The organism is Ferrovibrio sp. (genome assembly GCF_025869515.1).
Lineage (GTDB): Bacteria > Pseudomonadota > Alphaproteobacteria > Ferrovibrionales > Ferrovibrionaceae > Ferrovibrio.
In genome coordinates this window covers 40,063-66,138 of record NZ_JAOZVR010000038.1, presented here as the reverse complement: position 1 = coordinate 66,138, position 26,076 = coordinate 40,063, and the positions used below count along the sequence as shown (strand labels likewise).

The 26,076-nt window shown below is 64.1% G+C and carries 29 protein-coding genes; 21 read left to right on the top strand and 8 right to left on the bottom strand.

Annotated elements, in window-relative coordinates; all coding sequences use genetic code 11:
* Positions 1–29 precede the first annotated feature (29 nt).
* The 4 genes from OJJ21_RS05430 to OJJ21_RS05415 are packed head-to-tail and all read left to right on the top strand — an operon-like array spanning position 30 to position 4,083.
* Positions 30–1,229, top strand: coding sequence for an extracellular solute-binding protein (locus OJJ21_RS05430; RefSeq protein ID WP_297683921.1), 1,200 nt, complete (start codon positions 30–32; stop codon positions 1,227–1,229).
* A 25-nt stretch (positions 1,230–1,254) separates the two neighbouring features.
* Entirely contained in the window at positions 1,255–2,337 is a 1,083-nt protein-coding gene (locus OJJ21_RS05425) for an ABC transporter ATP-binding protein (protein WP_297683919.1), read from the top strand.
* A gap of 13 nt (positions 2,338–2,350) precedes the next feature.
* The gene (locus OJJ21_RS05420) at positions 2,351–3,247 is read left to right on the top strand and encodes an ABC transporter permease subunit (protein ID WP_297683943.1); all 897 of its coding nucleotides are present in this window, start codon (positions 2,351–2,353) and stop codon (positions 3,245–3,247) included.
* Between the two features lie 5 nt (positions 3,248–3,252).
* Positions 3,253–4,083: an ABC transporter permease subunit gene (locus tag OJJ21_RS05415; protein WP_297683917.1), complete on the top strand. Its 831-nt coding sequence runs from the start codon at positions 3,253–3,255 to the stop codon at positions 4,081–4,083.
* On the opposite strand, the gene OJJ21_RS05410 is transcribed toward OJJ21_RS05415, so the two are convergent.
* From OJJ21_RS05410 to OJJ21_RS05400, 3 genes are all read right to left on the bottom strand, one after another.
* Positions 4,080–5,294, bottom strand: coding sequence for a TIGR03862 family flavoprotein (locus OJJ21_RS05410; protein WP_297683915.1), 1,215 nt, complete (start codon positions 5,292–5,294; stop codon positions 4,080–4,082). The genes OJJ21_RS05415 and OJJ21_RS05410 overlap by 4 nt on opposite strands.
* Before the next feature lie 72 nt (positions 5,295–5,366).
* Positions 5,367–6,200: a universal stress protein gene (locus OJJ21_RS05405; protein ID WP_297683913.1), complete on the bottom strand. Its 834-nt coding sequence runs from the start codon at positions 6,198–6,200 to the stop codon at positions 5,367–5,369.
* 23 nt (positions 6,201–6,223) lie between these two features.
* Positions 6,224–6,592 carry a hypothetical protein gene (locus OJJ21_RS05400; RefSeq protein WP_297683911.1) on the bottom strand — a complete coding sequence of 123 codons (369 nt, stop codon included), beginning with the start codon at positions 6,590–6,592 and terminating at the stop codon, positions 6,224–6,226.
* A 178-nt stretch (positions 6,593–6,770) separates the two neighbouring features.
* Between OJJ21_RS05400 and OJJ21_RS05395 the strand changes: the two genes are divergently transcribed.
* Positions 6,771–7,607, top strand: coding sequence for a universal stress protein (locus OJJ21_RS05395; RefSeq protein WP_297683909.1), 837 nt, complete (start codon positions 6,771–6,773; stop codon positions 7,605–7,607).
* Positions 7,608–7,625: 18 nt separating this feature from the next.
* Here the strand turns inward: OJJ21_RS05395 and OJJ21_RS05390 are convergent, their stop codons facing one another.
* Positions 7,626–8,375: a cyclic nucleotide-binding domain-containing protein gene (locus OJJ21_RS05390; RefSeq protein ID WP_297683907.1), complete on the bottom strand. Its 750-nt coding sequence runs from the start codon at positions 8,373–8,375 to the stop codon at positions 7,626–7,628.
* A 63-nt stretch (positions 8,376–8,438) separates the two neighbouring features.
* Entirely contained in the window at positions 8,439–9,035 is a 597-nt protein-coding gene (locus tag OJJ21_RS05385) for a hypothetical protein (RefSeq protein WP_297683904.1), read from the bottom strand.
* Between the two features lie 83 nt (positions 9,036–9,118).
* On the opposite strand from OJJ21_RS05385, the gene OJJ21_RS05380 reads away from it, so the two are divergent.
* The gene (locus OJJ21_RS05380) at positions 9,119–9,886 is read left to right on the top strand and encodes a sulfite exporter TauE/SafE family protein (RefSeq protein WP_297683902.1); all 768 of its coding nucleotides are present in this window, start codon (positions 9,119–9,121) and stop codon (positions 9,884–9,886) included.
* A gap of 7 nt (positions 9,887–9,893) precedes the next feature.
* Here the strand turns inward: OJJ21_RS05380 and OJJ21_RS05375 are convergent, their stop codons facing one another.
* Positions 9,894–10,634 carry a DUF2189 domain-containing protein gene (locus OJJ21_RS05375; protein ID WP_297683900.1) on the bottom strand — a complete coding sequence of 247 codons (741 nt, stop codon included), beginning with the start codon at positions 10,632–10,634 and terminating at the stop codon, positions 9,894–9,896.
* Between the two features lie 194 nt (positions 10,635–10,828).
* On the opposite strand from OJJ21_RS05375, the gene ccoN reads away from it, so the two are divergent.
* The 12 genes from ccoN (at position 10,829) to OJJ21_RS05315 (ending at position 21,216) form a co-directional block, all read left to right on the top strand.
* Positions 10,829–12,319 carry a cytochrome-c oxidase, cbb3-type subunit I gene (ccoN, locus tag OJJ21_RS05370; protein WP_297683898.1) on the top strand — a complete coding sequence of 497 codons (1,491 nt, stop codon included), beginning with the start codon at positions 10,829–10,831 and terminating at the stop codon, positions 12,317–12,319.
* A 12-nt stretch (positions 12,320–12,331) separates the two neighbouring features.
* Positions 12,332–13,054: a cytochrome-c oxidase, cbb3-type subunit II gene (gene ccoO / locus OJJ21_RS05365; protein ID WP_297683896.1), complete on the top strand. Its 723-nt coding sequence runs from the start codon at positions 12,332–12,334 to the stop codon at positions 13,052–13,054.
* 7 nt (positions 13,055–13,061) lie between these two features.
* Positions 13,062–13,238: a cbb3-type cytochrome c oxidase subunit 3 gene (locus OJJ21_RS05360; RefSeq protein WP_297683894.1), complete on the top strand. Its 177-nt coding sequence runs from the start codon at positions 13,062–13,064 to the stop codon at positions 13,236–13,238.
* Between the two features lie 2 nt (positions 13,239–13,240).
* Positions 13,241–14,101, top strand: coding sequence for a cytochrome-c oxidase, cbb3-type subunit III (gene ccoP, locus OJJ21_RS05355; RefSeq protein WP_297683892.1), 861 nt, complete (start codon positions 13,241–13,243; stop codon positions 14,099–14,101).
* Between the two features lie 22 nt (positions 14,102–14,123).
* Complete coding sequence (gene ccoG / locus OJJ21_RS05350; RefSeq protein ID WP_297683890.1) at positions 14,124–15,593, top strand: cytochrome c oxidase accessory protein CcoG; 1,470 nt, start codon at positions 14,124–14,126, stop codon at positions 15,591–15,593.
* Between the two features lie 8 nt (positions 15,594–15,601).
* Positions 15,602–16,087 (top strand): FixH family protein, encoded by a 486-nt coding sequence (locus OJJ21_RS05345; RefSeq protein ID WP_297683888.1) that lies wholly within the window; start codon positions 15,602–15,604, stop codon positions 16,085–16,087.
* Positions 16,087–18,459, top strand: coding sequence for a heavy metal translocating P-type ATPase metal-binding domain-containing protein (locus tag OJJ21_RS05340; protein ID WP_297683886.1), 2,373 nt, complete (start codon positions 16,087–16,089; stop codon positions 18,457–18,459). Before OJJ21_RS05345 ends, OJJ21_RS05340 begins: the two co-directional genes overlap by 1 nt.
* Positions 18,456–18,626 (top strand): cbb3-type cytochrome oxidase assembly protein CcoS, encoded by a 171-nt coding sequence (gene ccoS, locus OJJ21_RS05335; RefSeq protein ID WP_297683884.1) that lies wholly within the window; start codon positions 18,456–18,458, stop codon positions 18,624–18,626. The genes OJJ21_RS05340 and ccoS overlap by 4 nt, the downstream gene beginning before the upstream one ends.
* The gene (locus OJJ21_RS05330) at positions 18,623–18,817 is read left to right on the top strand and encodes a hypothetical protein (RefSeq protein ID WP_297683882.1); all 195 of its coding nucleotides are present in this window, start codon (positions 18,623–18,625) and stop codon (positions 18,815–18,817) included. The genes ccoS and OJJ21_RS05330 overlap by 4 nt, the downstream gene beginning before the upstream one ends.
* Positions 18,818–18,925: 108 nt before the next feature.
* Complete coding sequence (gene dinB, locus OJJ21_RS05325; RefSeq protein WP_297683941.1) at positions 18,926–20,053, top strand: DNA polymerase IV; 1,128 nt, start codon at positions 18,926–18,928, stop codon at positions 20,051–20,053.
* 7 nt (positions 20,054–20,060) lie between these two features.
* Positions 20,061–20,552, top strand: coding sequence for a nucleoside 2-deoxyribosyltransferase (locus tag OJJ21_RS05320; RefSeq protein WP_297683880.1), 492 nt, complete (start codon positions 20,061–20,063; stop codon positions 20,550–20,552).
* A gap of 31 nt (positions 20,553–20,583) precedes the next feature.
* Positions 20,584–21,216, top strand: coding sequence for a TetR/AcrR family transcriptional regulator (locus tag OJJ21_RS05315; RefSeq protein ID WP_297683878.1), 633 nt, complete (start codon positions 20,584–20,586; stop codon positions 21,214–21,216).
* On the opposite strand, the gene OJJ21_RS05310 is transcribed toward OJJ21_RS05315, so the two are convergent.
* Positions 21,174–22,145 (bottom strand): fatty acid desaturase, encoded by a 972-nt coding sequence (locus OJJ21_RS05310; RefSeq protein ID WP_297683876.1) that lies wholly within the window; start codon positions 22,143–22,145, stop codon positions 21,174–21,176. The two genes, OJJ21_RS05315 and OJJ21_RS05310, sit on opposite strands and share 43 nt — an antisense overlap.
* A gap of 183 nt (positions 22,146–22,328) precedes the next feature.
* Between OJJ21_RS05310 and OJJ21_RS05305 the strand changes: the two genes are divergently transcribed.
* The 3 genes from OJJ21_RS05305 (at position 22,329) to OJJ21_RS05295 (ending at position 25,092) form a co-directional block, all read left to right on the top strand.
* Positions 22,329–23,153, top strand: a complete 825-nt coding sequence (locus tag OJJ21_RS05305) for an alpha/beta hydrolase (protein ID WP_297683874.1) — start codon at positions 22,329–22,331, stop codon at positions 23,151–23,153.
* A gap of 130 nt (positions 23,154–23,283) precedes the next feature.
* On the top strand, positions 23,284–24,216 hold the full coding sequence (locus tag OJJ21_RS05300; protein WP_297683872.1) for a dihydrodipicolinate synthase family protein: 933 nt from the start codon (positions 23,284–23,286) through the stop codon (positions 24,214–24,216).
* 153 nt (positions 24,217–24,369) lie between these two features.
* Complete coding sequence (locus OJJ21_RS05295) at positions 24,370–25,092, top strand: hypothetical protein (protein ID WP_297683870.1); 723 nt, start codon at positions 24,370–24,372, stop codon at positions 25,090–25,092.
* A 12-nt stretch (positions 25,093–25,104) separates the two neighbouring features.
* Here the strand turns inward: OJJ21_RS05295 and OJJ21_RS05290 are convergent, their stop codons facing one another.
* Positions 25,105–26,019, bottom strand: a complete 915-nt coding sequence (locus OJJ21_RS05290) for a LysR family transcriptional regulator (RefSeq protein WP_297683868.1) — start codon at positions 26,017–26,019, stop codon at positions 25,105–25,107.
* Positions 26,020–26,076: the final 57 nt, after the last annotated feature.

Sequence of the window (26,076 nt, the reverse complement as noted above, 5' to 3'; positions counted from 1 at the left end):
TGCGTTGGTCATAACCTTGGGAGGAAACAATGAATAAATTCGAGCTTACGCGTCGCGGTCTGCTTGGCAGTGCCGCCGGTCTGGCCGCCGTCGGCATCGCCGGAGCACAATCCGGCGCGCGCGCCGCCGTACCGCCGCTGCCCACCTCGCCGGTCAACCTGAATGTGGTCGACGTGGCCGGTAACCTCGCGCTCACGCAGAAGGCCATCGAGGCCTATCGCGTTGCCAATCCGAAGCTTGTTTCGCGCATCGCCTTCACCAAGGCGCCGGCGCCGGAACTGCCGGGCAAGATCAAGGCGCAGCAGGCGGCCAATCGCGTCGATATCGATATCGTACTGACCGGCATCGATGCGCTGTCGGCCGGCGTCGACCAGAAGCTCTGGGTGTCTATGCTGCCTGACTTTGCCGACAAGCTGCCCAAGCTGGACGATATCTATCTGTCCGGCGCCAGTCAGATGCAGGGGCTGGCCGCCAACCAGGGCGTCTGCGTGGTGTTCTGCCAGGCCGGCCCGCTGCTGGAATACATGCCCGACCGGGTCAAGACCGTGCCCAAGACGGTGGGCGACCTGCTGGCCTGGGCCAAGGCCAATCCGAAGCGTTTCATCTACGCCCGTCCGGCCAATTCCGGTCCCGGCCGCATCTTCATGATGGGCCTGCCGTATCTGCTCGGCGACAAGGACCCGAAAGATCCGAAGGATGGCTGGGACAAGACCTGGGCCTACCTGAAGGAGCTCGGCCAGCATATTGAATACTATCCGTCCGGCACCGGCGCGGTGATGAAGGAACTCGGCGACGGGTCGCGCGACATGATCCCGACGCAGATGGGCTGGGACATCAATCCGCGCGCGCTCGGGGTGGTGCCGAAGGAAGCGAAGGTGGCGGCGCTGGAAGGCTTCCACTGGATTCTCGATGCGCATTACCTCTGCATCCCCAAGGGTGTCGCGCCCGAGAAGCAGGCGGTGATTGTCGACCTGCTCAACTATCTGCTGAGCAAGCCGGCGCAGGCGACCACCTATGACGAGGGCTACTTCTATCCGGGCCCGGCGGTGAAGGACGTGCCGCTGTCGATGGCGCCGCCGGAAAGCCAGAGGGTGATCGCCGAATACGGCCGGCCGGAATATGCCAGGCTGATTGCCGAGACGCCGCAGGAGCTGCCGCTGACGCCTGACAAGCTGGTCTATGCCTTCAGTCGCTGGGACCAGGAAGTCGGCGCGGCCAAGAACAAGTAATCGTTCAGACAACGAGCAGAGTACGATGACCGGTGTATCGCATGATTTCCGGAAGCTGCGGCTTGATTGCGTGAGCCGCAGCTTCGGGCTGCACAATGCCTTGCGGGATGTCTCGCTGGAGGTCGCGCGCGGCGAGTTCATCGCCCTGCTCGGCCCCTCCGGCTGCGGCAAGTCCACGGCACTGAACTGTCTGGCCGGCCTGTTGCCGCTCACCGGCGGCGGCATCTGGCTCGACGACACCCGGATCGACCGGCTGAAACCGGAAGAGCGCGGCTTCGGCATGGTGTTCCAGAATTATGCGCTGTTTCCGCATATGAGCGTGGAGAAGAATGTCGGCTTCGGGTTGCGCATGCAGGGCCGCGGCAAGGCGGAAATCGATGGCAAGGTCGCCGCGGCCCTCAATCTCGTGCGGCTGGACGACCAGCGCCACAAGCTGCCCGGCCAGCTCTCGGGCGGGCAGCAGCAGCGCGTGGCGATTGCCCGTGCCATCGTGATCGAACCGTCGCTGGTGCTGATGGACGAGCCGCTGTCCAATCTCGATGCCAAGCTGCGGCTGGAGATGCGGGCCGAAATCCGCCGCATCCATAATCTGGTCGGTTCCACCACTATCTATGTCACGCATGACCAGGACGAGGCGCTGTCGCTGGCCGACCGCATCGTGGTGATGCGTGACGGTATGGTGCGCCAGGTCGGCCGGCCCGATGAACTGTATGGCCGGCCGAGTCATGCCGATGTGGCCGAATTCATGGGCTATCGCAATCTGCTGCGCCTGTCAGTCACGGCGGTGACTGAAGGTATGGCCGAGGTCCGTATCGAACAGGCCAATTTGCGCGGCTCGCTGATCGGCGCGGCCAGGACAGGCGATATTGCCATCGTGGCGATCCGGCCCGACGATCTCACGCCCCGGATCGGCGGACCGATCCGGGCCACGGTGAATTCCGCCGAATATCGCGGCCGCGATTTTTACGGCATTGCCAGTACCGGCAGCGGGCAGGAACTGTTCTTCCGCTCCGAATACCGGGTGGCGGTTGGTGAGGTGCTGGATCTCGGTGCCGACCCGCAGCGCGTGCTGGTTTATCCGGGCGAGGCCCGGCCACCAGTGTCATGATGGCGGTGTCGTGATGCAGATGATGATCGAGGATAAGCCGCCGCTGCGCCTGCGGCTGGCGGCAATGGGGTTCGACAGCGTGACCCTGCTGGCGCTGCCGGCAGTGCTGTTCGTGCTGGCGCTGTTTGTCTACCCCTTCATCTATGGCCTGATCCTTTCGGTCGAGCCGAAAGACGGAGCCGTGTGGTACACCAATTACCAGGCTTTCTTTTCCGATCCGTTTCTCTACGGCACCATCGGCAAGACGCTGCGACTGGCGGCACCGGTTACGGCGCTCTGTGTCGTCATCTCCATACCCATTGCGCTGCGCGTGCGCTGGATGCGGCACCAGCGCCTGCTGACCACGATCCTGGTGCTGCCGATCACGCTTGGCACCGTGCTGATCGCCGAAGGCCTGCTCAACTACATGGGACCGCAGGGCTGGCTCAACCGCACGCTCATCACCATCGGTCTGATCAGCGGTCCGCTGCAGCTGGTGCACAATTACTGGGGCGCCTTCCTCGGCCTGTTCATTTCGATCTTTCCCTTCACCTTCCTGCTGACGCTGTCTTACGTCACCGGTATAGAGCCGGCGCTTGAGCAGGCCGCCTCGACGCTGGGCGCGCGGCCATGGGCGCGATTCCGCCATATCCTGCTGCCGCTGCTGGCGCAGGGACTGGCGGTGAATTTCTGCCTGTCCTTCGTGCAGGCCTTCTCAGTTTTCCCCACCGCCGTGCTGCTCGGCGCGCCGGCCGGATCGACCCGCGTGATCTCGATTGCGGCCTATACGGCGGCCTATGAGGCCTACGACTACTCGCTGGCCTCGACCATCGCGATGATCATGGCAGCTGTGCAGCTCGTCGTTGTCGCCATCATCCTGTCGAGTCGCGGCCTGCTTTATCGCGGGCCGATGGGCGGGGCGAAAGGATAACAGCCATGGACAGGAATCCCCTCGCGCTGCGGCTGTGGACCACCTCGATCTGGGTGCTGGTCGGGTTTTTCATCGTCAACCTGCTGGCCATGATTGCCAGCGTGGTGGTCAATTCCTTCGGCACGCGCTGGTTCAACACCTGGCTGCCGGCGGGTTTCACCACCAAATGGTATGCCTCGGCCTGGCTCGAATTCCAGCTCGATGACATCCTGATCGTCACCTTCCAGGTGGTGGGCGCCGTCGTGCTGCTGTCGGGTCTGCTCGGCGTGCTCGGCGCCTATGCGCTGGCGCGGCGCGAGTTTCCCGGCAAGCGGCTGGTGATGCTGCTGATCCTGCTGCCGTTGCTGGTGCCGCCGATCACCTTCGGCATTCCGCTGGCGACGCTGCTGTACCAGCTCGGCCTCGGCAGTTCGATTGCCGGCGTGATCCTCGCCAACCTGGTGCCGACCGTGCCTTTCGTGATCCTGGTGATGATCCCCTTCATCGAGCAGATCGATCCGCGCGTCGAAGCCGCCGCCCGTGTTTTTGGCGCCAGCCCGCGGCAACTCTTCGTGCATGTGCTGGTCCCCATGCTGGCGCCCGGCATCCTGGCTGCCCTGCTGATGGTGCTGGTGCGCACGATTGCGATGTTCGAACTCACCTTCTTCACGGCGGGTCCGAGCAGCCAGACGCTGGTGGTGGCGCTGTATTATGCTGTCTATGCCGCCGGCGTGCGGGCGGGGCAGTCGATCGACGCCATGGCGGTGATCTATATGGCCACCACACTGATCTGGCTGCTGATCGCGCTGCGCTTCGTCAATCCGACCCAACTGGTGACGCGGGTGAAGAAGTCCTAGAGGCCCTGCCTGCTCTGCAGCCAGTGCAGCACGCCATGCCCGGCGGCGGCACCGGTGGCCAGGCAACCCTGCAGCAGATAGCCGCCGGTCGGCGCCTCCCAGTCCAGCATCTCGCCGGCGACGAAGATGCCGGGCCGGCGGCGCAGCATCAGATGCGCGTCGAGTTCATCGAGCGCAATGCCGCCGGCGGTGGAGATCGCACGCGCCAGACCGAAGGGCGCGGTCAGCCGCAGCGGCAGTGCTTTGACCAGGTGTGCAAGCGGCGCGGTGTCGCCGGCATGCAGCGCCTCCTGCACCAGGCCGATGGCCACCGGCGGCAGGCCGATCCGCTTGCGCAGGAAATTCGACAGCGAGGCGCCGCGCCGTGGCTCGTCGAGCCGTTCGGCCAGTTCTTCGACACTGAGGTCCGGGCGCAGGTCGATCTGCAGCAGGGCCGCGCCGTCGTGCGCAATGGTTTCGCGCAGCCGGGCCGACAGGGCATAGATCGCGCCACCTTCGATACCCTCGGCGGTGATCACGGCCTCGCCGCGCAGGGTCTGGCCGGCAAAATGCAGCGCAATGCGCTTCAACGGCGCGCCGGCATGCTGGCGACGGAAAATATCCGACCAGTCGACCTTGAAGCCGCAATTCGCCGGCTGCAGCGGCGTCATGGCAATATCGGGCAACAATGCCGTCCAGCCGCCATCGGCGCCGAGCCGTGGCCAGGACGCGCCGCCCAGCGCCAGCACCGTGGCATCGGCATTGCAGCTGCTGCCATCGGCGAAGGCGAGGGCGCCTGCGGCATTCCAGCCGGTCCAGTCCATGCGGGTCGCGATCCGAACGCCGAAACCATCCAGCCGCGTCAGCCAGGCGCGCAACAGCGGGCTTGCCTTCATCGCCTGCGGAAACACCCGGCCACTGCTGCCGATGAAAGTCTGCTGGCCGAGTGCCGCGCACCAGGCGATCAGGGCGGCAGGGGGAAAGGCCGCCAGATGTGGCGCCATCCAGTCGGTGGCGGCACCGTAGCGCGTGCGAAACTGTTCGATCGGCTCGGAATGCGTGATGTTCAGTCCGCCACGGCCGGCCATCAGCAGTTTGCGGCCGACGCTCGGCATGCGCTCGAACAGGCTAACCGCCATGCCGGCCTGCGCCAGGATCTCGGCCGCCATCAGGCCGGCCGGGCCGCCGCCGATGATGGCGATATGGGAAGAAGCGGTGCCCGGGCTGCTCATCCCGGTGTTATGGACCGCGGCCGGGCCCAATGGCCAGATGCGGCCGGCAAAAATTGCGCCGTATCGGTCGGGTCAGCGCGACATCAGCACCGGGACCACGGGCGCCCCGAGCATATGGCGGGTGGCGCCGCCGAAAACCAGTTCGCGCAGGCGCGAATGGCCATAGGCGCCCATCACGATCAGGTCCGCCTCCAGCTCGCTGGCGCAGGACGCGATCAGGCTGCCGGCATCCATGTCAGCTGCAAGGATGGGCGTCACCGTCACCTTCACGCCATGGCGGGCCAGATGGGCCGCCAGATCGAAACCGGGATTGTGCGCGGGCTCTTCGGGATCCGGGTTGATGCGCATGACGGTGACGGCATCGGCCTTTTGCAGAACCGGCAAGGCATCGTGCACGGCCCGTGCCGCCTCGGCGGTCGGTTTCCAGGCTACCAGAACGCGCTTGCCGCAGCTCCTGGCCTTATACTGCCGCGGCACGACAACCACCGGGCGTCCGGCTGAGACCACGATGCTGCCAGCGAACGGCTCGATCGGAGCATCCAGGTCGGTGAGGCTGCCGTCCTGCGACAGTACGATCAGATCGTGGTAGCGGCCGTGATCCAGGATGGTCGCGCCGATCTCTCCTTCGACGCGGCGCCATTCGAAGGCGATGCCATTGCGCTGCGCGGCGTCCTTCACCAGACGCTCGGCCGCCTCGGCCCGTTCCTGGCGGACCTGTTTCTGCCACTGCAACACACTGGCGCCGATGCCGGTGCCCAGGACATCCGCAGGGGTGTAAGGCCGCGTATCGACATGTAGGGCAACGAGATGCGCCTCGAATGCGGTGGCGAGCAGCGCTGCGACATCCAGCCGTGCGGCGGCGGCCGGAGAGGCATCTGCGTAAACCAGGATGTCCTTATAGGTCATGTCGCTGCTCCCTGTATGGCCGGTCAGACAGCCGTTATGCTTACGATCCGGAAGGTATGCCGCTGATTGCCCGGTTCGGTGATGGAAATGTATTCGCCCTTGCGGATGATGTGACTGTCCATGCGGAACATGGCTTCGTCGTCTTCATCGGTGGTCGGGTCGTAGGACAGGGCCCAGCGGCCACCGCGGGTGTGGATCAGTTCGCCCTTCTGATCGTCTTCGCCGTACCAGAAGCGTCGCACTGTGCAACGGCTGCGGTTCTGCTTCCACGCCGCCGCATCGAGATGTCCATCCGGACCGAGCGGCGCGACGATGTCATAGCCATGCAAAGCACTGCCATCGGGGTGGCCTTTCTCGCGGGCGAGTTCTAGATGGACAAGGAACAGGGTCATGATGGCTCCACTTGGCTGTAGCGGCCAGTGAACCGGACCCTGCCGATAGTAGCCTTGATCGATGTCAAACCGCCGTCGCTTTTATGCGGGTGGGGAAACGCGTGGCGTTTTTGACTTGCCTCAATGCCGGCTGGCTGCTGCGGCCGCTATCGTGATTACAACATATGAGGAGAGCGACATGCAATATTGCGATATCCTGCTGCATCTCACCGCTGACAAGCGGTCGAAGGAAAAGGCCGCCACGGCGCTGGCGCTGGCCAAACGATTCAACGCCAGGGTGATGGCGGTCTATACGCTGCCTTTTCCGAGCCAGCTCTACTATATGGGCGATTATGTGCCGCCCAGCTTTTTCCAGCAGCAGGTCGATGACGCACGCCTCGAAGCCGAAAAGACGAAGCAGCAATTCGAGCAGGACGCGCGCGCTGCCGGTATCTCGGTGGACTGGACGGTTTCCGAGGCCGCACCGATTGATGCCCTGACGCGATTCGGCACGACATTCGATCTCGTCGTCGTTGGCCAGCCCGATCCGGATCGCGATCGGCTGGGGGCCGACAATCCTGGCGTCGATGCGCTGCCGGCCGATCTGGCCTTGGCGCTCGGACGTCCGGTTCTTGTCGTGCCTTATATCGGCAGCTACCCGCATCCGGGCGATACCGTGATGATCGCCTGGAATGGCACGCGCGAGGCCGCCCGCGCGGTGCATGATGCGCTGCCGATGCTGAAGCTTGCCAAATCCGTCACCGTGCTGAGCATCGACCCGGAGCCGGAGCAGACCGAGAGCGCCACCGCACTGGTCAGGCATCTGGAGCATTTCGGCATCACGGCCAAGGCCCGGCACACCACGGCTGGCGGCATGCCGGTCGGCGACGTTCTGCTCTCTGCGCTGGCCGATAACAGTGCGGATCTTCTGGTGATGGGGGCCTATGGCCACAGCCGCCTGCGCGAGACGGTGTTCGGCGGAGTCACCGCCACGCTGCTGGACAGCATGACCGTACCCGTATTGCTGTCGAACTGATGCGGCGGGAGCGGCCGCTCAGGCCGCTTCCGACAGTGCCTTGAGTCGCTCGGCCTGCTTGATCAGCACGCGGTCAGGCGCCGGCAGGCCGATCACGTCCAGTTTGCGCAGCTTGGTGAAGCAGCGGCTGACCGTTTCGATGGTCAGACCCAGATAGTCACCGACTTCGGCGCGGGTCATCGGCAGCAGCACCGGGTTGTCGGCCATGCCGCGGGCCTTCATGCGGGCCGATTGCAGCAGCAGGAAAGACGCGATGCGTTCCATCGCCGTCTTGCGGCCGAGCAGCAGGATCTGCTCCTGCGCGGCGGCGATTTCGCTTTCGGCCACGGCCAGCAGGCGATGTTCCAGGCAGGGCGTCTCGGCCAGCAGCTTGCGGAAGGCGAGCCGCGGAAACCGGCAGAGATGGGTTTCGATCAGCGCTTCGGCGCTGACCGTGTAAGTGCTTTTGGTATTGAAGCCGAGAAAGTCGCCGGCGCCGAGGAAGCCGGCGATCTGGCGCCGCCCATCGGACATCGATTTCGCGATCGACAGGCTGCCGCTGGTGATGTTGTAGACATACTCGGCGTTGTCGCCTTCATTGAACAGAATCTGACGCGGCTGCAGGCTCATGGTCGTCACCAGCGCGCCCATCTTCGCCTGGTCCTCGGCGGCGAGCGATGCGCAGATTGTCAGGCTGCGGGCCGTGCAGGTATCGCAGGGATCGAGCAGTTTCGGGAAGACCGCGGCATGCACGCCCGCCGAGCGCGGCAGAGTATGGATTTCAGCCATGGCAAATGTCTTTCTGTATGCAGTTGACCGCACCATGGTATTGCAATCAGCGGGGAGCTGAAATCAATGGGCCGCGCAGGTTACCAAGTGATAACGCCGGCCCATTTCAATATCCCAACGGTCGAGATCATCGGCCTGCAGCCGCGCGCGCGCGATGGGTAAAATTGTCGCATCTTCCCAGGTCAGGTGACGGCGCTGCTGTTCGGCGAAGGCCGAAAGCGCCTCGAGCAGGTCGGGCCAGTCGACATCGGTGCCGGTGGCGAATTCGCGGCAGCGCCCGCCCAGCATGCGGGCCTGTTCGCAGTCCTGCCGGTGCTCGTCATGCAGGTGGTTGATCAGCGTGTCCAGATCGTCGCCCAGCATCAGGCGCCGCCGCAGGTAGACCAGCAGACCCTCCTGCTCCTCGGTCACGATGTTGATGAAATCATGCGACAGAAAGCTTGCGATACCCGGTGCCAGCGCCCGGAACAGGGCAGGCGAGGCATTCGACAGCGACCGGATAACGGCGCAGAAAGCCTGCAGGATCATTCGCATGCCCACCAGCCGGTCGAGCGGCGAGAGTCCGGCCTCGGCTGGCGATAGCGCCTTTTCGATCACCAGCATGGCCGAAACCGCTGCGGTGCCGATCGGGGGGCTGCTGTCCTGGGTTTGCGAAGTCATAATGGAAAGTTTACTGGGCTGGCACGTTCCGGCGTTGATCCGGATCAAGGAGGCTCGCTATTGCCCTGCGCATAGTGCCCGGCATGGCAGATACCTGGGCGGATATTCTGGCGGCCTGTTCGTCAGCCCTGCATGGCGGCCTCATCAGCGACTGGCTGCCGGTCACGCATCCGCTTGGCATGCTGCTGCTCGGACTGGCCGGCGGCGCCGTGCATTGTTCTGGCATGTGCGGGCCTTTTGTCCTGGGCCAGGTCGGCAGCCGGCTGTCGACCATGCCGGTGGCGCAAGCCACCGGTTTCGCCCGCTTGCGCGGCATGGCGTTATTGCCTTATCATGCAGGAAGAACAACGACTTATGCAATATTGGGCGCCGCGGCTGCCGGTATGGCCGGTGGTGCCCAGCAGCTCACGCTGCATGGCTATCTGCCCGCCCTGGGCCTGGTCGTCGGCGCCGGCCTGCTGCTGGCGTTTGCGACCACGCAGATGGTGTCGACCGGGGCCTTGCAGTTCGCCACGACGGCTCGCCAATGGTGGCGGGCCGGTCTCGGTCCGCTGTTCCGCCAGCCGACCGGCCTGAACGGCTATGCCCTTGGCCTGGCACTGGGATTTCTGCCCTGCGGATTATTGTATTCCGCCCTGCTGCTGGCCGGTGCGAGCGGCAACTGGCAGAGCGGCGCCACCGGCATGGCGCTGTTTGCGCTCGGCACGGCGCCGGGACTTATGGTGGTCGGATTTCTCGGGGCCGCCGCCGGGCAGCGCTGGCAACGGGCGATGAAGGCCCTGCTGCCGGCGGTGCTGGTTTTCAACGCGGCGGTACTGGTTCTGCTGGCAGCGCGGTGGCTGATCGGCTAGGGCCGGGTCAGTCCACCAGGTCGCGATAGGCATGCCAGGTGGCATGGCCAACCAGCGGGAACAGGAGTCCCAGACCGAAAAAGAAAGTGGCCAAGCCAACGAAGGTGCAGCCGGCGATCAGCCCGGCCCAGAGCAGCATGGCCCTGGGGTTGGCCCAGATCGCGCGCAGGCTGATCAGGATGGCGGAAATCACATCGATCTGGCGATCCATCATCAAAGGCAGCGAAACCGCCGAGACCGCGAAAGTGATGAAGGCAAAGCCGGCCCCCATCGCCGTCCCGATCACCAGGAAGGGCAGGTTGTTGGGATCCAGCATATAGACCGGAATCTGCGACAGCGGCGGCGTACCCTGGTGGAAATACAGCACGAACCACAGCATCGCCGTGCGCATCCAGGCGAAATGCAGCAGCAGCAGCACGACGCCGAAGACCATGATCTGCGGCCGGTGCAGGAACACGCGCAGGACTTCGCCCAGGACCACGGGCTGGCCGGCTTCCAGCCGCCGGCTCGCCTCATACAGGCCGACGGCCATCACCGGGGCGAGCAGCAGGAAGCCGCCCGCCATCGGCAGCACCAGCCAGGTCCAGTCCGCCACCCATAGCAGTTCGAACAGAATCCAGCTCGCGGCCACAATGCCGCAGCCATAGGCGAGGCTGACTTTCGGCGTCGCGGCGAGATCGCGCCAGCCGCGCTGCAGCCAGACCCAGGGCTGGTCATGCGCAACCGTGTTCACGCTTGGGGTCTTCATGCCCGGGCTGCTCGTGCGGATATCGGTATCGGAGGTCATTAAGGGACCTTTCTGCGGCAATAGGTCACACCACTTCGACCTTATTGCACGGACTGTGCATCGCTCAATTGACTTGGGTCAATGTCGCAATCCGCCGAACTTGCATGCTGCACCTGCACGGCCATTCAGGTCGCATTCAGTTTCGGGAGCCCCCCATGTCGGCACTAGCCGCCAGCCAGCCATATGCAAACCGCCCATATGCAGATCACAAGGTCGAGCCTTACATCGAAAGCGTTGTCCGCGCCTTTGTGATCGCAACAATCTTCTGGGGCGTCGCGGCCTTTGCTGCCGGCGTTTACATCGCCCTCCAGCTGGCCTTTCCGGTGCTCAATCTGGGCCTGGAATGGACCACCTTCGGTCGCCTGCGCCCGCTGCATACCTCGGCGGCGATCTTCGCCTTCGGCGGCAATGCCCTGCTCGGATCCTCGATCTATATCGTGCAGCGTACCTGCCGCGCGCGCCTGTTCGGCGGCGAGCCCGTCGGCTGGTTCCTGTTCTTCGGCTATCAGCTGTTTATCGTGCTGGCGGCGACCGGATATCTGTTCGGCATCACCCAGAGCAAGGAATATGCCGAGCCGGAATGGTATGTCGATCTGTGGCTGACGCTGGTCTGGGTAGTCTATCTGGTCGCCTATACCGGCACCCTGCTTCGGCGCGAAGAGCCGCATATCTATGTCGCCAACTGGTTCTATCTCTCCTTCATCATCACCGTGGCGATGCTGCATATCGTCAATAATCTGGCGATACCGGTCTCGCTGGTCGGGACCAAGAGCTATTCGCTTTTCGCCGGTGTGCAGGATGCGTTGACGCAATGGTGGTACGGCCATAACGCGGTCGGCTTCTTCCTGACGGCCGGCTTCCTCGGGATGATGTATTACTTCATCCCGAAGCAGGCGGAGCGGCCGATCTATTCCTATCGCCTGTCGATCGTGCATTTCTGGTCGCTGATCTTCCTCTACATCTGGGCCGGCCCGCATCACCTGCACTACACCGCGCTGCCCGACTGGGCGTCGACGCTGGGCATGGTCTTCTCGGTCATGCTGTGGATGCCGTCCTGGGGCGGCATGATCAACGGCCTGATGACGCTGTCGGGCGCCTGGGACAAGCTGCGCACCGATCCGGCGCTGCGCTTCTCGGTCACCGCGGTTGCCTTCTACGGCATGTCCACCTTCGAGGGTCCGGTGATGTCGATCCGCCAGGTCAACGCCCTCAGCCATTATACCGACTGGACCATCGGCCATGTGCATTCCGGCGCACTCGGCTGGAATGCCTTCATCACCTTCGGCATGCTGTATTACATCGTGCCGGTGCTGTGGAATCGCCAGCGGCTGTATTCCATCAAGCTGGTCTCGGTACATTTCTGGGTCGCGACTATCGGCATCCTGCTCTACATCACCGCCATGTGGGTGTCGGGCATCATGCAGGGCCTGATGTGGCGTGCCTACGATCACCTCGGCTTCCTGCAGTATTCCTTCATCGAGACGGTGGAAGCCATGCATCCATTCTACGTCATTCGTGCTCTGGGCGGTGTGCTCTTCCTCACCGGTGCCCTGATCATGGTCTACAACCTGTGGCGCACGGCGCGCGGCGATCTTCGTAACGAGGACAGCCTGCCGACCCTGGCGCGTCCGCAGCCGGCAGTGTGATCGAGGCCTCCGATGTTCATCAAGCACGCAACCATTGAACGCAACACCATCCTGCTGGCGGTACTCACACTGGTTACCGTGGCGATCGGCGGCCTGGTCGAAATTGTGCCGCTCTTCACCATCGAAACCACGATCGAGCGCGTACAGGGCATGCGGCCCTATTCGCCGCTCGAGCTGGCCGGCCGCAACATCTACATCCGTGAAGGCTGCTATCTCTGTCACAGCCAGCAGATCCGGCCGCTGCGCGACGAGGTGGAACGCTACGGCCATTACAGCCTGGCGGCGGAAAGCATGTACGACCATCCCTTCCAGTGGGGCTCCAAGCGTACCGGACCCGATCTCGCCCGCGTCGGCGGCAAGTATTCGAATGAATGGCATGTCGCGCATTTGGTTGATCCGCGTGCCGTGGTGCCGCAGTCGATCATGCCGCCCTATGCCTTCCTGGCGCAGAAGCCGGTCGATCCCTCCGATATTGCCGATCACCTGAAGGCCCTGCGCCTGGTGGGCGTGCCCTATTCGGACGAGATGATTGCCTCTGCCAAGGCGGATTTCACCGCTCAGGCCGAGCCCGATGCCGATACCGATGGCGTGCTGGCCCGCTATCCGAAGGCGGCGCTCGGCGATTTCGACGGCAATCCGCGCGTGACCGAAATGGATGCGCTGGTCGCCTATCTGCAGATGCTGGGCCGGCTGGTTGAATTCGATCGCACGCAGCCCGGCGGCTTGCGGCAGTGAGGTCAGAATGACGACGCTTCTCGAAAGTTATCCCTGGCTGCGGTCGCTCTGGACCGTCTGGTTCTTCACCCTCTTCGTCGGCCTCATCGTCTGGACGATGTGGCCCTCGCGCCGCGACCTGTGGACGAAACGCGGCGAAATCCCCCTGCTCGATCCGCATAACCCCGCGGCCAAGGACAACTGACAATGGCCAAGCTCCCCAATACCTCGAACGACGATACTGTTGGCACCACCGGCCATGAATGGGACGGCATCCGCGAGCTGAACAACCCGCTGCCGAAATGGTGGCTGTATGTGTTCTACGCCTGCATTGTGTTCGCGGTGGTCTGGTCAGTGCTCTACCCGAGCGTGCCCGGTCTGCGCTCCTATTTCGGCGGCACGCTCGGCTACAGCCAGCGCGACGAGGTCGCTGCCAACCTGCAGCAGGCGGCCGACAGCCAGGCGGTCTATCGCACGAAAATCCGCGAGACTTCCGTCGAACAGGTCAAGGCCGATTCCGATCTCTATCAATTCTCCGTCTCCGGCGGTCGCGTACTCTTCGCCGAGAACTGTGCCGGCTGCCACCAGTCGGGTGGCATCGGGACCAGGGGTTATCCGAGCCTGGCCGATGACGACTGGCTCTGGGGCGGCAGCCTGGCCGATATCGAGCGCACGATCCGCTTCGGCGTCCGCGGCGCGCATGACGAGACGCGCCAGTCACAGATGCCACGCTTCCTCGCCGATGGCATCCTGCCTCAGAAGGACATCGAGACGGTGGCTGACTACGTCGTTGCTGTGTCGGAATCGAAGCCCGTCAATCCGCATGCTGCGACACTCTACAAGGACAATTGCGCGGTCTGCCACGGCGATAACGCCAAAGGCAATCGCGAGCTCGGCGCACCGAACCTGACCGACAAGATCTGGCTCTATGGCGGTGATCGCAACACGCTGATCCGCACCATCGCGCAATCGCGCAATGGCGTAATGCCGTCCTGGACCGGACGGCTGGACGACGCGACGATCAAGATGCTGGCGGTCTACGTACATTCACTGGGTGGCGGAGAGTAAAAAAGAGGTCAATGTGAATGCCATGCCGCCAGATGCCCCAGCCAAGGCCACTCCCGTCGCACGCGATGAGGCACTGCTTGGCGTTTTCGCGCCGTCGCTCTATGCCGATCATGTAAAGGTCTATCCGCGCGCCGTGCGCGGACCCTTCCGCCAGGTCAAATGGGCGATCCTGACGCTCTGCCTGGCTTTCTACTATCTGCTGCCCTGGCTGCGCTGGGATCGCGGTCCCAATGCACCCAACCAGGCACTGCTGGTCGACATGGCCGGGCCGCGCGCCTATCTGTTCAATCTCGAGATCTGGCCGCAGGAAGTCTATTACATCACTGGCCTGCTGATCCTCGGCGCCATCGCCCTGTTCCTGGCTACCGCGCTGTATGGCCGCGTCTGGTGCGGCTATACCTGCCCGCAGACGGTATGGACCGATCTGTTCATGGCGGTCGAGCGCTGGACCGAGGGCGACCGCAATGCGCGGATCAAGCGCGATGCCCAGCCGATGTCGGCCGACAAGTTGCTGCGCAAGACGGCCAAACATACGCTCTGGCTTGTGGTTTCGGCTGCCACCGGCGGCGCCTGGATCATGTATTTCCAGGATGCCCCGACCGTGACGCGCGAAATCGTCACCGGCGGCGCCTCGATGGCCACCTATTTCTTCTTCGGCCTGTTCACCCTCACCACCTACGTGCTGGCCGGCTGGGCGCGGGAGCAGGTCTGCACCTATATGTGCCCTTGGCCGCGTTTTCAGGCCGCCATGCAGGACGAGCATTCCCTGGTCGTGACCTACCAGGGCTGGCGCGGCGAGACGCGCGGCAAGCATAAGGCCGGCGAAACCTGGGAAGGCCGCGGCGACTGCATCGACTGCCAGGCCTGCGTGCATGTCTGCCCCACCGGCATCGACATCCGCAACGGCCAGCAGCTGGAATGCATCGGCTGCGCACTGTGCATCGATGCCTGCGACGACATGATGCGCAAGGTCGACCGGCCCGAACGCCTGATCGACTTTGTGTCGCTGGATAACCTGCAGCGCCGCGCCAAGGGCCAGCCGACCGTGCAGAAACTGGTGCGGCTGCGCACGATCATCTACGCCTCACTGCTTCTGGTGGTGGGTGCCATCATGCTGTATGTGCTGACCAATCGCGCCGATTTTGTCATGGCCGTGCAGCAGGATCGCGCGCCGCTCTATGTGGCGCTGTCCGATGGCAGCATCCGCAACGGCTATACCGTCAAGGTGACAAACAAGACTCACGGCCCGGTCGACCTGCGTCTGACTGTCGAGGGTGTGAAGGATGCCCGGCTGTTCCAGGCCGGCGAGACCGGCCGCCATACAGGGCTGGATTTTTCGGTGCCTTCCGATGTGGTGACATCGTATCATGTCTTCGTCACGGCGCCGCGCGGTCAGCTTCCGCGCGGCCAGCAGCAATTCGATTTCGTCCTGCGTGACGCGGCGGGCCGTGAAGTCATCCGTATCCGCACGCAGCTTTCCGGTCCGGCGTGAGGTTGGCCATGCAGTTCATATCCGTCCTTCGTCAACGCTGGATTCCGGCCCTCTTTGTGCTCGGCTTTCTGGTGGTCATTGGTGTGAATGCCGTGCTGATCGTCGCCGCCAGCAAGACCTTCAGCGGTCTGGTGGTGGCCAATCCCTACAAGAAGGGGGTCGAATACAGCGCCAACCAGCAGGACATCGCCGCCCAGCGTCAGCTCAACTGGCAGCATCGTATTACAGTGAAGCCGCGGCCGGATGGCGCGCTCGGTCTCCAGGTGTACTGGACCGATGCGGCCGGTCTGGCGCTCGGCGGCATGACGGTGACGGCAAGCCTGGAACGTCCGGTGGAAAAGCTTGAGACGATCGATGTGGTGCTGACCGACCTCGGCGGCGGTGCCTACGCCGCGATCCTCCAGCTGCCGCGCCCCGGCATCTGGGACATGCATGTCCGCGCCGAACGCAGCGGCCGCCATGTCGTGGCTGCCGATCGTATCCGGGTGCCGTGATGACGGCGCAGGCGCTGCAGGCATTGCCAGCACGCCCGGCGCTTGCCGGTGCCTGCCCGCATTGCGGCGCGCCCTCGGCAGCCGGTGAATTCTGCTGCACTGGTTGTTCCACCGCCTATGCCCTGATCCGCGGCCTGGGACTGGAGCAGTATTACCAGCTGCGCAGCAACGCCGCACCGGTGGCGGCGGATGCCGATGCCGATGTCGACTGGAGCGAATTCGTCACGCCGTTGCCGGATGGCCGCAGCCGGCTTTCGGTGCTGGTCGGCGACATGCAGTGTGCCGCCTGCCTGTGGCTGATCGAACATGCCCTGCGGGCCCAGCCCGGCATGACCAGCGCGCAGCTCTCCTCGGCCACCCGCCGCCTGACCATGGAATGGACCGGCCCTGCCGCCGATGCCAGCCGTTTCGTGCAGATCGTGACGCGGCTCGGCTATCGCTGCCTGCCGGTCGATGAATCGACGGTGCAGGCCGATGGCGTCGCCGGGGAACGCGAATTGCTGCGCGCCATGGCGGTGGCTGGCTTTGCCGCCGCCAATATCATGCTGCTGTCGGTTTCGGTCTGGTCGGGTCATGGCGATGGCATGGGTGTTTACACGCGCGACCTGTTCCATGGCATTTCAGCGCTGATTGCCATCCCGGCCATTGCCTATGCCGGCCGGCCGTTCTTCCGCTCGGCGTTCAATGCGCTGCGCCATGGCCGCACCAATATGGATGTGCCGATCTCGATCGGCGTCACGCTGGCCGTGGTGGTCAGCATGGCCGAGGTGATGCGCTCCGGCCCGCATGCCTATTTCGATGCCGCCATCACCCTGCTGTTCTTCCTGCTGGTCGGCCGCTTCCTCGATCTGCGCGCCCGCGGCTTCGCCCGCCGCACAGCGCAGCAGTTACTGGCCTGGACCAATCGTCCGGTCGCTGTGCTGACTGCGGCTGGGGTGATCCAGCGCCCGGCCAGCCGCGTCGCCGCCGGCGAACGCATCCTGGTCGCCGCCGGCGAGCGTATCGGCGTCGATGGCCTGGTGCAGGAAGGTGTGTCGTCGGTCGATGCCAGCCTGCTGACTGGTGAAATCCTGCCGCAATCGGTGGCACCCGGCGCCATGGTCTATGCCGGCGCCACCAATCTCGAAGCACCGCTCACCGTTCAGGCCACCGCGGTCGGCGCCGGCACTCTGGTCGGCGAGATGACGCGCCTGCTGGAATCCGCCGAGCAAAGCCGCAGCCGCTTCGTGCGCCTGGCTGAGCAGGTGGCGCGCTGGTATGCGCCGGTGGTGCATGTCACGGCTTTGCTCAGCTTTGCCGGCTGGATGCTGCTGGGCGATGCCGACTGGCGCTCTGCGGTCCTGATTGCCGCCGCGGTGCTGATCATCACCTGCCCCTGTGCGCTGGCGCTCGCCGTGCCGGCCGTGCAGGTGGTCGCCTCCAGCCGCCTGATGCGTTCCGGCATTCTGGTCAAATCCGCCACCGCGCTGGAACGCGCCTCCGCCATCGATACCGTGATCTTCGACAAGACCGGCACGCTCACCATCGGCCAGCCGCGGCTGGTGCCGCCGGATGCAACCGGCCAGGTCCTGCTGCCGGTTGTTGCCGCCATGGCGGCCCGCAGCCGGCATCCGCTCTGCCGCGCGCTGGTGGCGGCCTGCCCGGATGCCGTTCCGGCCGATCATGTGCAGGAACATCCGGGCCAGGGCCTGTCGATGGCTGGCGCCGATGGCGAATATCGTCTGGGCAATGCCGGCTTTGCCGGCGTGCCGGTCAGCGCGCGCGATGGCTGCAGCGAATTGTGGTTCGCCCGGCCCGGCCAGCTGCCCTACCGGTTCCGTTTCCGCGACAGCCTGCGCAGCGATGCCGCCGCCGTGATCGGCCAGCTGCGCGATCAGGGCCGCCGCCTTGTCATCCTGTCCGGCGATCACGCCGATGCGGTGGCGGAAGTGGCGACCGCTTTGGGGATTGACGACTGGCGCGCCGGCCTGACGCCGAAGGCCAAGGCCGATTTCATCCTGGCGCTGAAGGATCAGGGCCGCCGTATCCTGATGGTGGGCGATGGTCTGAACGATGCTGCCGCCCTGGGCTTTGCGGATGCCTCCCTGTCGCCGGCCACCGGCATGGACATCACGCAGAATGTCGCCGATGCGGTCTTCCAGGGCGAGAAACTGGGCGCCGTGCCGGAATTCCTCGGCGTGGCTGAGCAGAGCCAGCGCCTGTGCAGGCAGAATATCGGCTTCTCGCTGGTCTATAATATGTTCGCCGTGCCGCTGGCGATTGCCGGGATGGTCACGCCGCTGATCGCCGCGGTTGCCATGTCGTCGTCGTCGCTGGTCGTGGTGGCGAATGCGGTGCGGCTCGGGCTGTCTGCAAGAAAGGCACGGCCATGACAATCCTTCTCCTGCTGATACCGGCGGCCCTGCTGCTCGGCCTGATCGGCGTCTGGGCTTTTCTCTGGGCGATCGGCAATGGACAGTTCAACGACCTGGATGCCGAGGGTGCCCGGGTGCTTTTCGATGATGCGGATGCGCGGCTGCGCGAACGGAGACAACCATGAAACACGACGATTCCTTCGGCTATATCCTGATGAGCGGCTTCCTGATTCTGCTCGGCCTGCTCGGCCTGGTGATGGCATCGCAGGCGGTGGATGCGCTGATGATGGCTTTCGGGCTGGCTCTGGCGGTCTTTGCCGTATTCTTTGCTTTTTTCGCCATCAACCGCACCCATAACACGCCCGGCGCCGAGTAACGCTGCTGCCGGGGATTGACAGCAATGCACCTGCCGGCGGGTGACCCGAGCGCATAAACCCGCTATCCATACCGCAGGATGAATGACGCGCCTGTGCAGATCGTGGAGATGCCGGCCAATGCGGATGCCGCCGGACAGGCGGATGACGGCCGGCAGCGCATCCGCAAGATCATCCATATCGACATGGATGCCTTCTATGCCTCGGTCGAGCAGCGCGACAATCCGGACCTGCGCGGCAAGCCGGTAGCGGTCGGCGGCTCGCGCGAGCGCGGGGTGGTGGCCGCCGCCAGCTACGAGGCACGCAAATTCGGGGTGCGTTCGGCGATGCCGTCGGTCACCGCCAGGCGCAAATGCCCCGAACTGATTTTCGCGCGACCGCGTTTCGATGTGTATCGCCAGGTCTCGCAGCAGATTCGGGAAATCTTCGCCGAATACACGCCCCTGATCGAGCCGCTGTCGCTCGACGAGGCCTATCTCGATGTCACCGAAAATCTGAAAGGCATCGACTCGGCCACCCAGATCGCCGAGGAAATCCGCGCCAAAATCAGGGCGGTGACCCACCTGACCGCCTCGGCCGGCGTGTCCTACAACAAATTCCTCGCCAAGCTGGCCTCAGATCACCGCAAGCCCGACGGTCTGTTTGTCATCACGCCGAAGATGGGGCCGGGCTTTGTCGAAGACCTGCCGGTCGGCCGCTTCCATGGCATCGGCCCGGCCACCTCGGCCAGGATGAACCGGCTCGGCATCGAAACCGGCCGCGACCTGCGGGCGCAGCCGCTGCCCTTCCTGCAGCAGCATTTCGGCAAGTCGGGCACGCATTACTACTGGATTGCGCGCGGTATCGATGAACGACGGGTGCGACCCGACCGCATCCGTAAATCGGTCGGCGCCGAAAACACTTTTTCGGACGACCTGTTCAACAGCGGCGAGGCGGAGATCGAGCTGCAGCCAATCATCGCCAAGGTCTGGCGCTATTGCGAAAAGGCTGGCATTCGCGGCCGGACCGTGACGTTGAAGGTGAAATATGCCGATTTCCAGCAGATCACCCGCAGCCGCACGCTGCCGCAGCCGGTGGCCTCCGAAGCCGAGATCGCGGAAACCGTCGAAACCCTGATGCAGCCGTTATTCCCGGTGACCCGGGGCATCCGCCTGCTTGGCGTGACGCTGTCTTCGCTCGGCGAGGAAGCCGAGGCCGGAGAAGTGGATGAACCGCCGCAGCTGCGCCTGACACTGTGAACGTATAATGGCCCTGAAACTCTATCTCGCCGGTCCCGATGTCTTTGCACCCGATGCGGCGATGCGTTTCGATGCCATGCGGGCCGCCTGCCGCGCCGCTGGCTTCGAGCCGCTGACGCCGGTGGACAATGCCTTGCCCGCTGACCTTGAGGGTGCCGCGCTGGCAGACGTCATCAAGCAGGTCAATGTCGGGCTGATCCGCTGCTGCGATGCCGTGGTGGCGAATATTTCGCCCTTCCGCGGCCCCAACATGGATCCGGGTACCGCTTGGGAAATCGGCTTTGCCGAGGCGCTCGGCAAACCGGTTTTCCTGTGGAGCGAGACCGCGGCCCTGCTGGCTGTGCGCACGCCGGGTGATGGCAACGCCGATCCCGATGGCTGGATGGTCGAGAATTTCGGTCTGGCCGAGAATCTGATGATCGCGGTCAATCCGCATTCCGTGGCGACGGATTTTGCCGCCGTGCTGGGAAGGGTTGCTGCAACATGGTCGGGCAATTGACAGCCCCGCCGCCGGTTGCTTCGATGGTGCCATGATCAGAAACACCCGGGCGAAAGCACTGAAAACACCTCCGCCCAAAGCCCCGGCTGCCAAACCTCCGGCCAAACGCGGCCGGCCGCGCTCGCTGGAAACCGAAGCCGCCATCCTCGATGCCGCCTATCGTCTGGCAGCCTCGATCGGGCTGAATGCCACTACCGTCGATGCCATCGCGCGTGAGTCGCAGGTCTCGAAGATGACCATCTACAAATGGTGGCCGTCGCGCGATGCGCTGCTGATCGATGCCTTCCTGCGCCAGGCCGCGGTGATGGTGCCACTGCCGGAGCAGGGCGATCCGCTCACCATCCTGCGCGATCATGCCGCTGCCTATGCCAGGGCGCTGAACCAGGATTTCGGCAAGGTGCAGCTGGCGGTGATCGCCGAAGATATGGCGAAAAACGGTTCGGGCGTGCTGTTCCGCGACCGTTATCTCAAGGCGCGCAAGGGGATCGGCGTGAAGGTGATCCAGCGCGGCCAGTCACAAGGGAAATTTCGCCGGTCGGTTCCGGCCAGCGAACTTTACGACCGCATCTACGGCACGCTCTTCTACCAGTTTCTGTTCGGGCTGCGGCGTGTGACGCCGGCTCATGCCCGCGCGCTGGTCGACTCGGTGCTGCTGCCCGACTGACCGGCGCGGCTGCGCAGGTGGCCCCACACTTCGCGATAAACATTCAGATATCCCTGGCCCTTATGCAGGATATGGCTGTCGATCAGCGCATTGAGTTTCGGCAGGGCGTGGAACGGCACCGAGGGATAGGCGTGATGCTCGGCGTGATAGGGCATGTTCCAGGCGAACCAGTGCATCGCCGCATTGGTATAGGTGGTGCGGGTATTCTCAAACGCGCTCGGCGTCGTCGCGCAGCCGGTATGTTCCGACAGCAGATAGGGTCGCAGCATCAGCTGCCCGATGAACAGCGGCAGCAGCCAGGCCCAGAGCAGCGCCGCGGTCTGTAGCGCCAGTGAGCTGGCCAGCAACGTGGCATAGACCAGCAGATAGAGTCGCGCTTCCAGCACAATGAGGCCACGCCTGGCCTCCGGAATCCACGGTGCGGTGACTCTGCCGGTGATGGCATGGCGCGCCATCAGCAGGAAGCGTTTCAGCACCTGGGTGATGCCGGTGAAAGTGAAAGCCAGCGCCAGCCAGTTGCGCGGTACGGTCTTGAACAGCAGCTCCGGGTCGCGCGCCTCGTCCTGGGTGTAGCGGTGATGATCCCAGTGGAACAGCGTGTAATATTCATAGGGCAGCATGATCAGCGCCCCCGATGTCTGGCCCACCACGGCATTGATCCAGCGGGTGCGGAATGCGGTTTTATGCGCCGTTTCATGCACCGCCATGAACTGGAAGCCGATGAAATAGGCCTGGGCGATCACCAGCGGGACCAGCCACCACCAGGCCTCCCGAGCGGCCGCCAGATGAATCAGCCAGCCGGTGCCGAGGATGGTGGCGTATTGCACGGTGATGCGGAGCAGGGCCGGCGCGTTGCTTTTGGCGCAGAGCGCGCGCAGCTGCAGCGGCGTGATCGGGCGTTGCGTTCCGGTGAATTGCACATCGCTCATCGAGGCTCACTCCAGGGAATCCGCCGCCCAATTTTCAGGCGCAGCACACAGGATAAATACTGTACTGATAGTACATTTAAAAAAACTGTCGTCAATATGGTGTTTACTGCGCCGCTCGCGGATCGCTAGGTTAGGGTCCCGTCGCATCCTTCTTGTTCTTCGCAACGACCAAAGGAGACAGCTATGAGCTTTGTCACGACCAAGGACGGCACACAGGTTTACTACAAGGACTGGGGCAAGGGGCAGCCGGTGGTGTTCAGTCATGGCTGGCCGTTGAGCGCCGACAGCTGGGAATCGCAGATGTTCCATGTCGCCGGCAACGGCTATCGCGCTATCGGCCATGACCGTCGCGGCCATGGCCGTTCGACCCAGACCTGGGACGGCAACGAGATGGACACCTATGCCGACGATCTGGCGGCGGTGTTCGAGGCACTGGATCTCAAGGACGCCATCCTGATCGGTTTTTCCACCGGCGGCGGCGAAGTCGCCCGCTATATCGGCCGTCACGGCACCAGGCGGCTGGCCAAGGCCGCCCTGATCAGCGCCGTGCCGCCGCTGATGCTCAAGACCGCCGCCAATCCCGGCGGGCTTCCGCTCGAAGTGTTCGACGGCATCCGCGCCGGCTCGGTCAAGGATCGCTCGCAGCTCTACAAGGATATTGCCGGCGGCCCGTTCTTCGGCTTCAACCGGCCGGGCGCCAAAGCCAGCCAGGGCATGATCGACAGTTTCTGGCTGCAGGGCATGATGGGCGGCCACAAGAGTACCTATGACTGCATCAAGGCTTTCTCGGAAACCGATTTCACCGAAGACCTGAAGAAGTTCGATATCCCCACCCTGGTGCTGCATGGCGATGACGACCAGATCGTGCCGATTGGCGCTGCCGCGCTGATGTCCTCCAAGCTGATCAAGAATGCCACGCTGAAGGTTTATGCGGGCGCGCCGCATGGCCTGACCGATACCCACAAGGACCAGCTCAACAAGGATCTGCTCGACTTCATCAAGGGTTGATCTTCCCTGACATCCGTCCTGGCGCCGCCGTGAGCGATCATGGCGGCGCCTTTTTATTTCCATCGGCGCAGTACGGATGGCAGGATGGTGCCAACGCGGCAAACACCGGCTGCGACAAGGGAGAAACCACATGCGTCTCGATCACACCGCGGCTGGCGTCTATCCGATCGCGCCCACGGCCTTCCATCCCGATGGCCGGATTGACGAAGCCTCGACCGACAGACTGATCGAGACCTATCTCGCTGCCGGCGCCACCGGCGTGACCGTGCTCGGCATCATGGGCGAGGCGCCCAAACTGGAACCGGAAGAATCGCTCGCCATCGCCACCCGTTTCATCAGGGGCATGAAAAATCTGCCGGTGATCGTCGGCGTCTCGGCACCGGGCTTTGCCGCCATGCGTTCGCTGGCGCGCGCCAGCATGGAGCGCGGCGCCGCCGGGGTGATGATCGCGCCGATCCCTTCCTTGCGCACCGACGACCAGATCACCGGTTATTACCGCCAGGCGATCGAGGCGATCGGCGACGACATTCCCTTCGTGATCCAGGACTACCCGCTCACGCTGTCGGTGCAGATGACACCGAAGGTGATCCGCCAGATCGTGCAGGATCATCCTTCCTGCGTGATGCTGAAGCACGAAGACTGGCCGGGGCTGGAAAAGATCACCGCCCTGCGCGGCTTCCAGGCCGATGGCTCCATGCGCGAAATATCGATCCTGACCGGTAATGGCGGCCTGTTCCTCGATTTCGAGATGGAGCGCGGCGCCGATGGTGCCATGACCGGCTATGCCTTCCCGGAAATGCTGGTCGATGTCGTGCGGTTCCAGAAGGCGGGCAACCGCGATGCGGCGCATGATCTGTTCGACGCGCATCTGCCGCTGCTGCGCTACGAGCAGCAGCAGAGTATCGGCCTCGCCGTGCGCAAATACACGATGATGAAACGCGGCATCCTGGCCAGCGATGCCCAGCGCAAACCCGGCCCGGTGCTGGGGCCGAAGGCGCGGGCCGAGGTGGATTACATGCTGGCCCGTCTGGCCCGGGTCGATCCGCGCGCCAAAGTCGCCTGAACGCGGCGACAGGAGGGCTGTCCTGCAGGTTCTGCTGGTCGTATTTACTGGTTTTCCAGCAATACTCCGGTCCTAGCTTAGGAATAAGAACATATAGCGTACTTTATGGATCAGAAGTAGAACATAAGCCTCGATCCATGAGGAGCCCGCCCGATGTCCCGTTCCGCCCAGCTTCAGCCTGTTCAGCCCAGCCATGGTCAGCAGCGCCCGGTTTCGTATATCGCCCGGTCTTCGTATATCGCCCCGTCTTCGTCTATCACCCCGTCGCGTTTCGGCGCCGGCCTGCTCCGCCAGCTTGGCCGCTTCAGCCAGCAGGGCCTGACGCTGGGCATTCCGCAGATCGATGGCCTGGAAGGCTTCACCCGCGGTGCGCTGCACGACATCGTCGGCGAGCGCGCCACGGTCAGCGGTTTCCTCGCCGCCCTGCTCGGGCGTGACAGGCGGCAGGCGCAGATTCTCTGGGTCACGTCGGGTGCCGGCCTGCATGCGCCGGCGCTGGCGCAGCTCGGCCTCGATCATCGCCGGCTCACGGTGGTCACCACGCCGCGTGCCGGCGACCGTTGCTGGGCCGCTGAAGAAGCCCTCGGTGAAAAGCTCGGCTATGGCGCCGTGGTGGCTGAAATCGATCATGCCGACCTGGCCATCACGCAGCGCCTGCAGGCCGCGGCCGAAAAACGCGGCGCCACCGGCTTCCTGGTGCGGCAGGATAGCGGCGAATCCGCAGCCGCCATGCGCTGGTCGGTGCAGACGGCCTCCAGCGACGGTTTCCGGCCGTGCTGGTGCCTGACACAGGAATCCCTGCTGGGCAGCGCAGCCGACCGGTCCTGGCTGGTCGAATGGGATTATCTGACGGGCAGTTTTCGCCTGGTCGGGTGATCGGCCGCCGGGTCAGATTTTCAGGGCGCGATCCCAGCCCGGGATCGGCCCGTAGATCGCGCGCAGATGATCGATGAAGGCGCGCACGCCGGCCGGCACGAAATTGGTCACCGGATGTACGGCGAAAATGCTGACATCGGTGGCACCCGGATGCTCGGGCAGCACGACTTGCAGAATCCCGTTCCTTAGCTCTGCACCAATGTCCCAGGTCGAGCGCAGCGCGATACCCATGCCGGCAATCGCCAGTTCGCGCACCACCTCGCTGGAATTGGTGCGCACCACGCTTTCGCCTTGCACCAGAACCGTACCGGCGCGGCCCTGCAGCCGCCATGGCAACTGCGCCGCCGCCGCCAGCAGGCGATGGCGTCGCAGGTCCTGCAGCCGTGTCGGTGCGCCATGCTGTTTCAGATAGCCTGGACTGGCACAAAGCACGCGGCGGTTTGGCGCCAGCCGGTGCCCGGTCAGGCCGTTTTCGATCCCGGAAACGCCACTTGGTGCGATGCGGATGGCCAGGTCGATCCGCTCGGCCACCAGATCCACATAGCCGTCCGACAGGTCGAGTTCGATTTCCAGCCGTGGCCAGGCATCGAGGAAGGGTTTCAGATGCGGCGCCACATGCAGCCGGCCAAACGAGGTCGGCGCGGTCAGCCGCAGGCGGCCCGATGGCGCGCCGCTCACGCCGGTGACCAGATTTTCCGCCTCGCGCGAGGCCGCCAGGATTTCGACCACCCGTTCATAAAACCGCTGGCCCGCTTCGGTGGTGGCCAGTTTGCGCGTGGTCCGGTGCAGCAGCCGGGCGCCGAGCCGCTCCTCCAGTGCCGCGATCCGCTTCGACACCATGGCAGGCGACAGCTTCAGTGTGCGGCCGGCAGCGGCCAGGCTGCCAGTCTCGATCACCCGGGCAAACAGCTCGTATTCCCTGTCCATGAATTATTGTTTCCCATAGAGAACGACTGCGTTCAATTCTTTTCATCTACAGAATGA

Bases quoted from the DNA above. Each gene is read 5' to 3' on its own strand.
- OJJ21_RS05395 (WP_297683909.1), top strand. From the start codon at position 6,771: ATGCAATATTGCGATATCCTGCTGCATCTCACCGCTGACAAGCGGTCG.
- OJJ21_RS05420 (WP_297683943.1), top strand. From the start codon at position 2,351: ATGCAGATGATGATCGAGGATAAGCCGCCGCTGCGCCTGCGGCTGGCG.
- OJJ21_RS05380 (WP_297683902.1), top strand. From the start codon at position 9,119: ATGGCAGATACCTGGGCGGATATTCTGGCGGCCTGTTCGTCAGCCCTG.
- dinB (WP_297683941.1), top strand. From the start codon at position 18,926: ATGCCGGCCAATGCGGATGCCGCCGGACAGGCGGATGACGGCCGGCAG.
- OJJ21_RS05400 (WP_297683911.1), bottom strand. From the start codon at position 6,592: ATGACCCTGTTCCTTGTCCATCTAGAACTCGCCCGCGAGAAAGGCCAC.
- ccoP (WP_297683892.1), top strand. From the start codon at position 13,241: ATGGCCAAGCTCCCCAATACCTCGAACGACGATACTGTTGGCACCACC.
- OJJ21_RS05300 (WP_297683872.1), top strand. From the start codon at position 23,284: ATGCGTCTCGATCACACCGCGGCTGGCGTCTATCCGATCGCGCCCACG.
- OJJ21_RS05295 (WP_297683870.1), top strand. From the start codon at position 24,370: ATGTCCCGTTCCGCCCAGCTTCAGCCTGTTCAGCCCAGCCATGGTCAG.
- OJJ21_RS05345 (WP_297683888.1), top strand. From the start codon at position 15,602: ATGCAGTTCATATCCGTCCTTCGTCAACGCTGGATTCCGGCCCTCTTT.
- OJJ21_RS05290 (WP_297683868.1), bottom strand. From the start codon at position 26,019: ATGGACAGGGAATACGAGCTGTTTGCCCGGGTGATCGAGACTGGCAGC.
- OJJ21_RS05315 (WP_297683878.1), top strand. From the start codon at position 20,584: ATGATCAGAAACACCCGGGCGAAAGCACTGAAAACACCTCCGCCCAAA.
- ccoO (WP_297683896.1), top strand. From the start codon at position 12,332: ATGTTCATCAAGCACGCAACCATTGAACGCAACACCATCCTGCTGGCG.
- OJJ21_RS05340 (WP_297683886.1), top strand. From the start codon at position 16,087: ATGACGGCGCAGGCGCTGCAGGCATTGCCAGCACGCCCGGCGCTTGCC.
- OJJ21_RS05330 (WP_297683882.1), top strand. From the start codon at position 18,623: ATGAAACACGACGATTCCTTCGGCTATATCCTGATGAGCGGCTTCCTG.
- OJJ21_RS05425 (WP_297683919.1), top strand. From the start codon at position 1,255: ATGACCGGTGTATCGCATGATTTCCGGAAGCTGCGGCTTGATTGCGTG.
- OJJ21_RS05430 (WP_297683921.1), top strand. From the start codon at position 30: ATGAATAAATTCGAGCTTACGCGTCGCGGTCTGCTTGGCAGTGCCGCC.
- OJJ21_RS05305 (WP_297683874.1), top strand. From the start codon at position 22,329: ATGAGCTTTGTCACGACCAAGGACGGCACACAGGTTTACTACAAGGAC.
- OJJ21_RS05385 (WP_297683904.1), bottom strand. From the start codon at position 9,035: ATGACTTCGCAAACCCAGGACAGCAGCCCCCCGATCGGCACCGCAGCG.
- OJJ21_RS05405 (WP_297683913.1), bottom strand. From the start codon at position 6,200: ATGACCTATAAGGACATCCTGGTTTACGCAGATGCCTCTCCGGCCGCC.
- OJJ21_RS05410 (WP_297683915.1), bottom strand. From the start codon at position 5,294: ATGAGCAGCCCGGGCACCGCTTCTTCCCATATCGCCATCATCGGCGGC.
- ccoS (WP_297683884.1), top strand. From the start codon at position 18,456: ATGACAATCCTTCTCCTGCTGATACCGGCGGCCCTGCTGCTCGGCCTG.
- ccoG (WP_297683890.1), top strand. From the start codon at position 14,124: ATGCCGCCAGATGCCCCAGCCAAGGCCACTCCCGTCGCACGCGATGAG.
- OJJ21_RS05310 (WP_297683876.1), bottom strand. From the start codon at position 22,145: ATGAGCGATGTGCAATTCACCGGAACGCAACGCCCGATCACGCCGCTG.
- OJJ21_RS05375 (WP_297683900.1), bottom strand. From the start codon at position 10,634: ATGAAGACCCCAAGCGTGAACACGGTTGCGCATGACCAGCCCTGGGTC.
- OJJ21_RS05390 (WP_297683907.1), bottom strand. From the start codon at position 8,375: ATGGCTGAAATCCATACTCTGCCGCGCTCGGCGGGCGTGCATGCCGCG.
- OJJ21_RS05415 (WP_297683917.1), top strand. From the start codon at position 3,253: ATGGACAGGAATCCCCTCGCGCTGCGGCTGTGGACCACCTCGATCTGG.
- OJJ21_RS05320 (WP_297683880.1), top strand. From the start codon at position 20,061: ATGGCCCTGAAACTCTATCTCGCCGGTCCCGATGTCTTTGCACCCGAT.
- ccoN (WP_297683898.1), top strand. From the start codon at position 10,829: ATGTCGGCACTAGCCGCCAGCCAGCCATATGCAAACCGCCCATATGCA.
- OJJ21_RS05360 (WP_297683894.1), top strand. From the start codon at position 13,062: ATGACGACGCTTCTCGAAAGTTATCCCTGGCTGCGGTCGCTCTGGACC.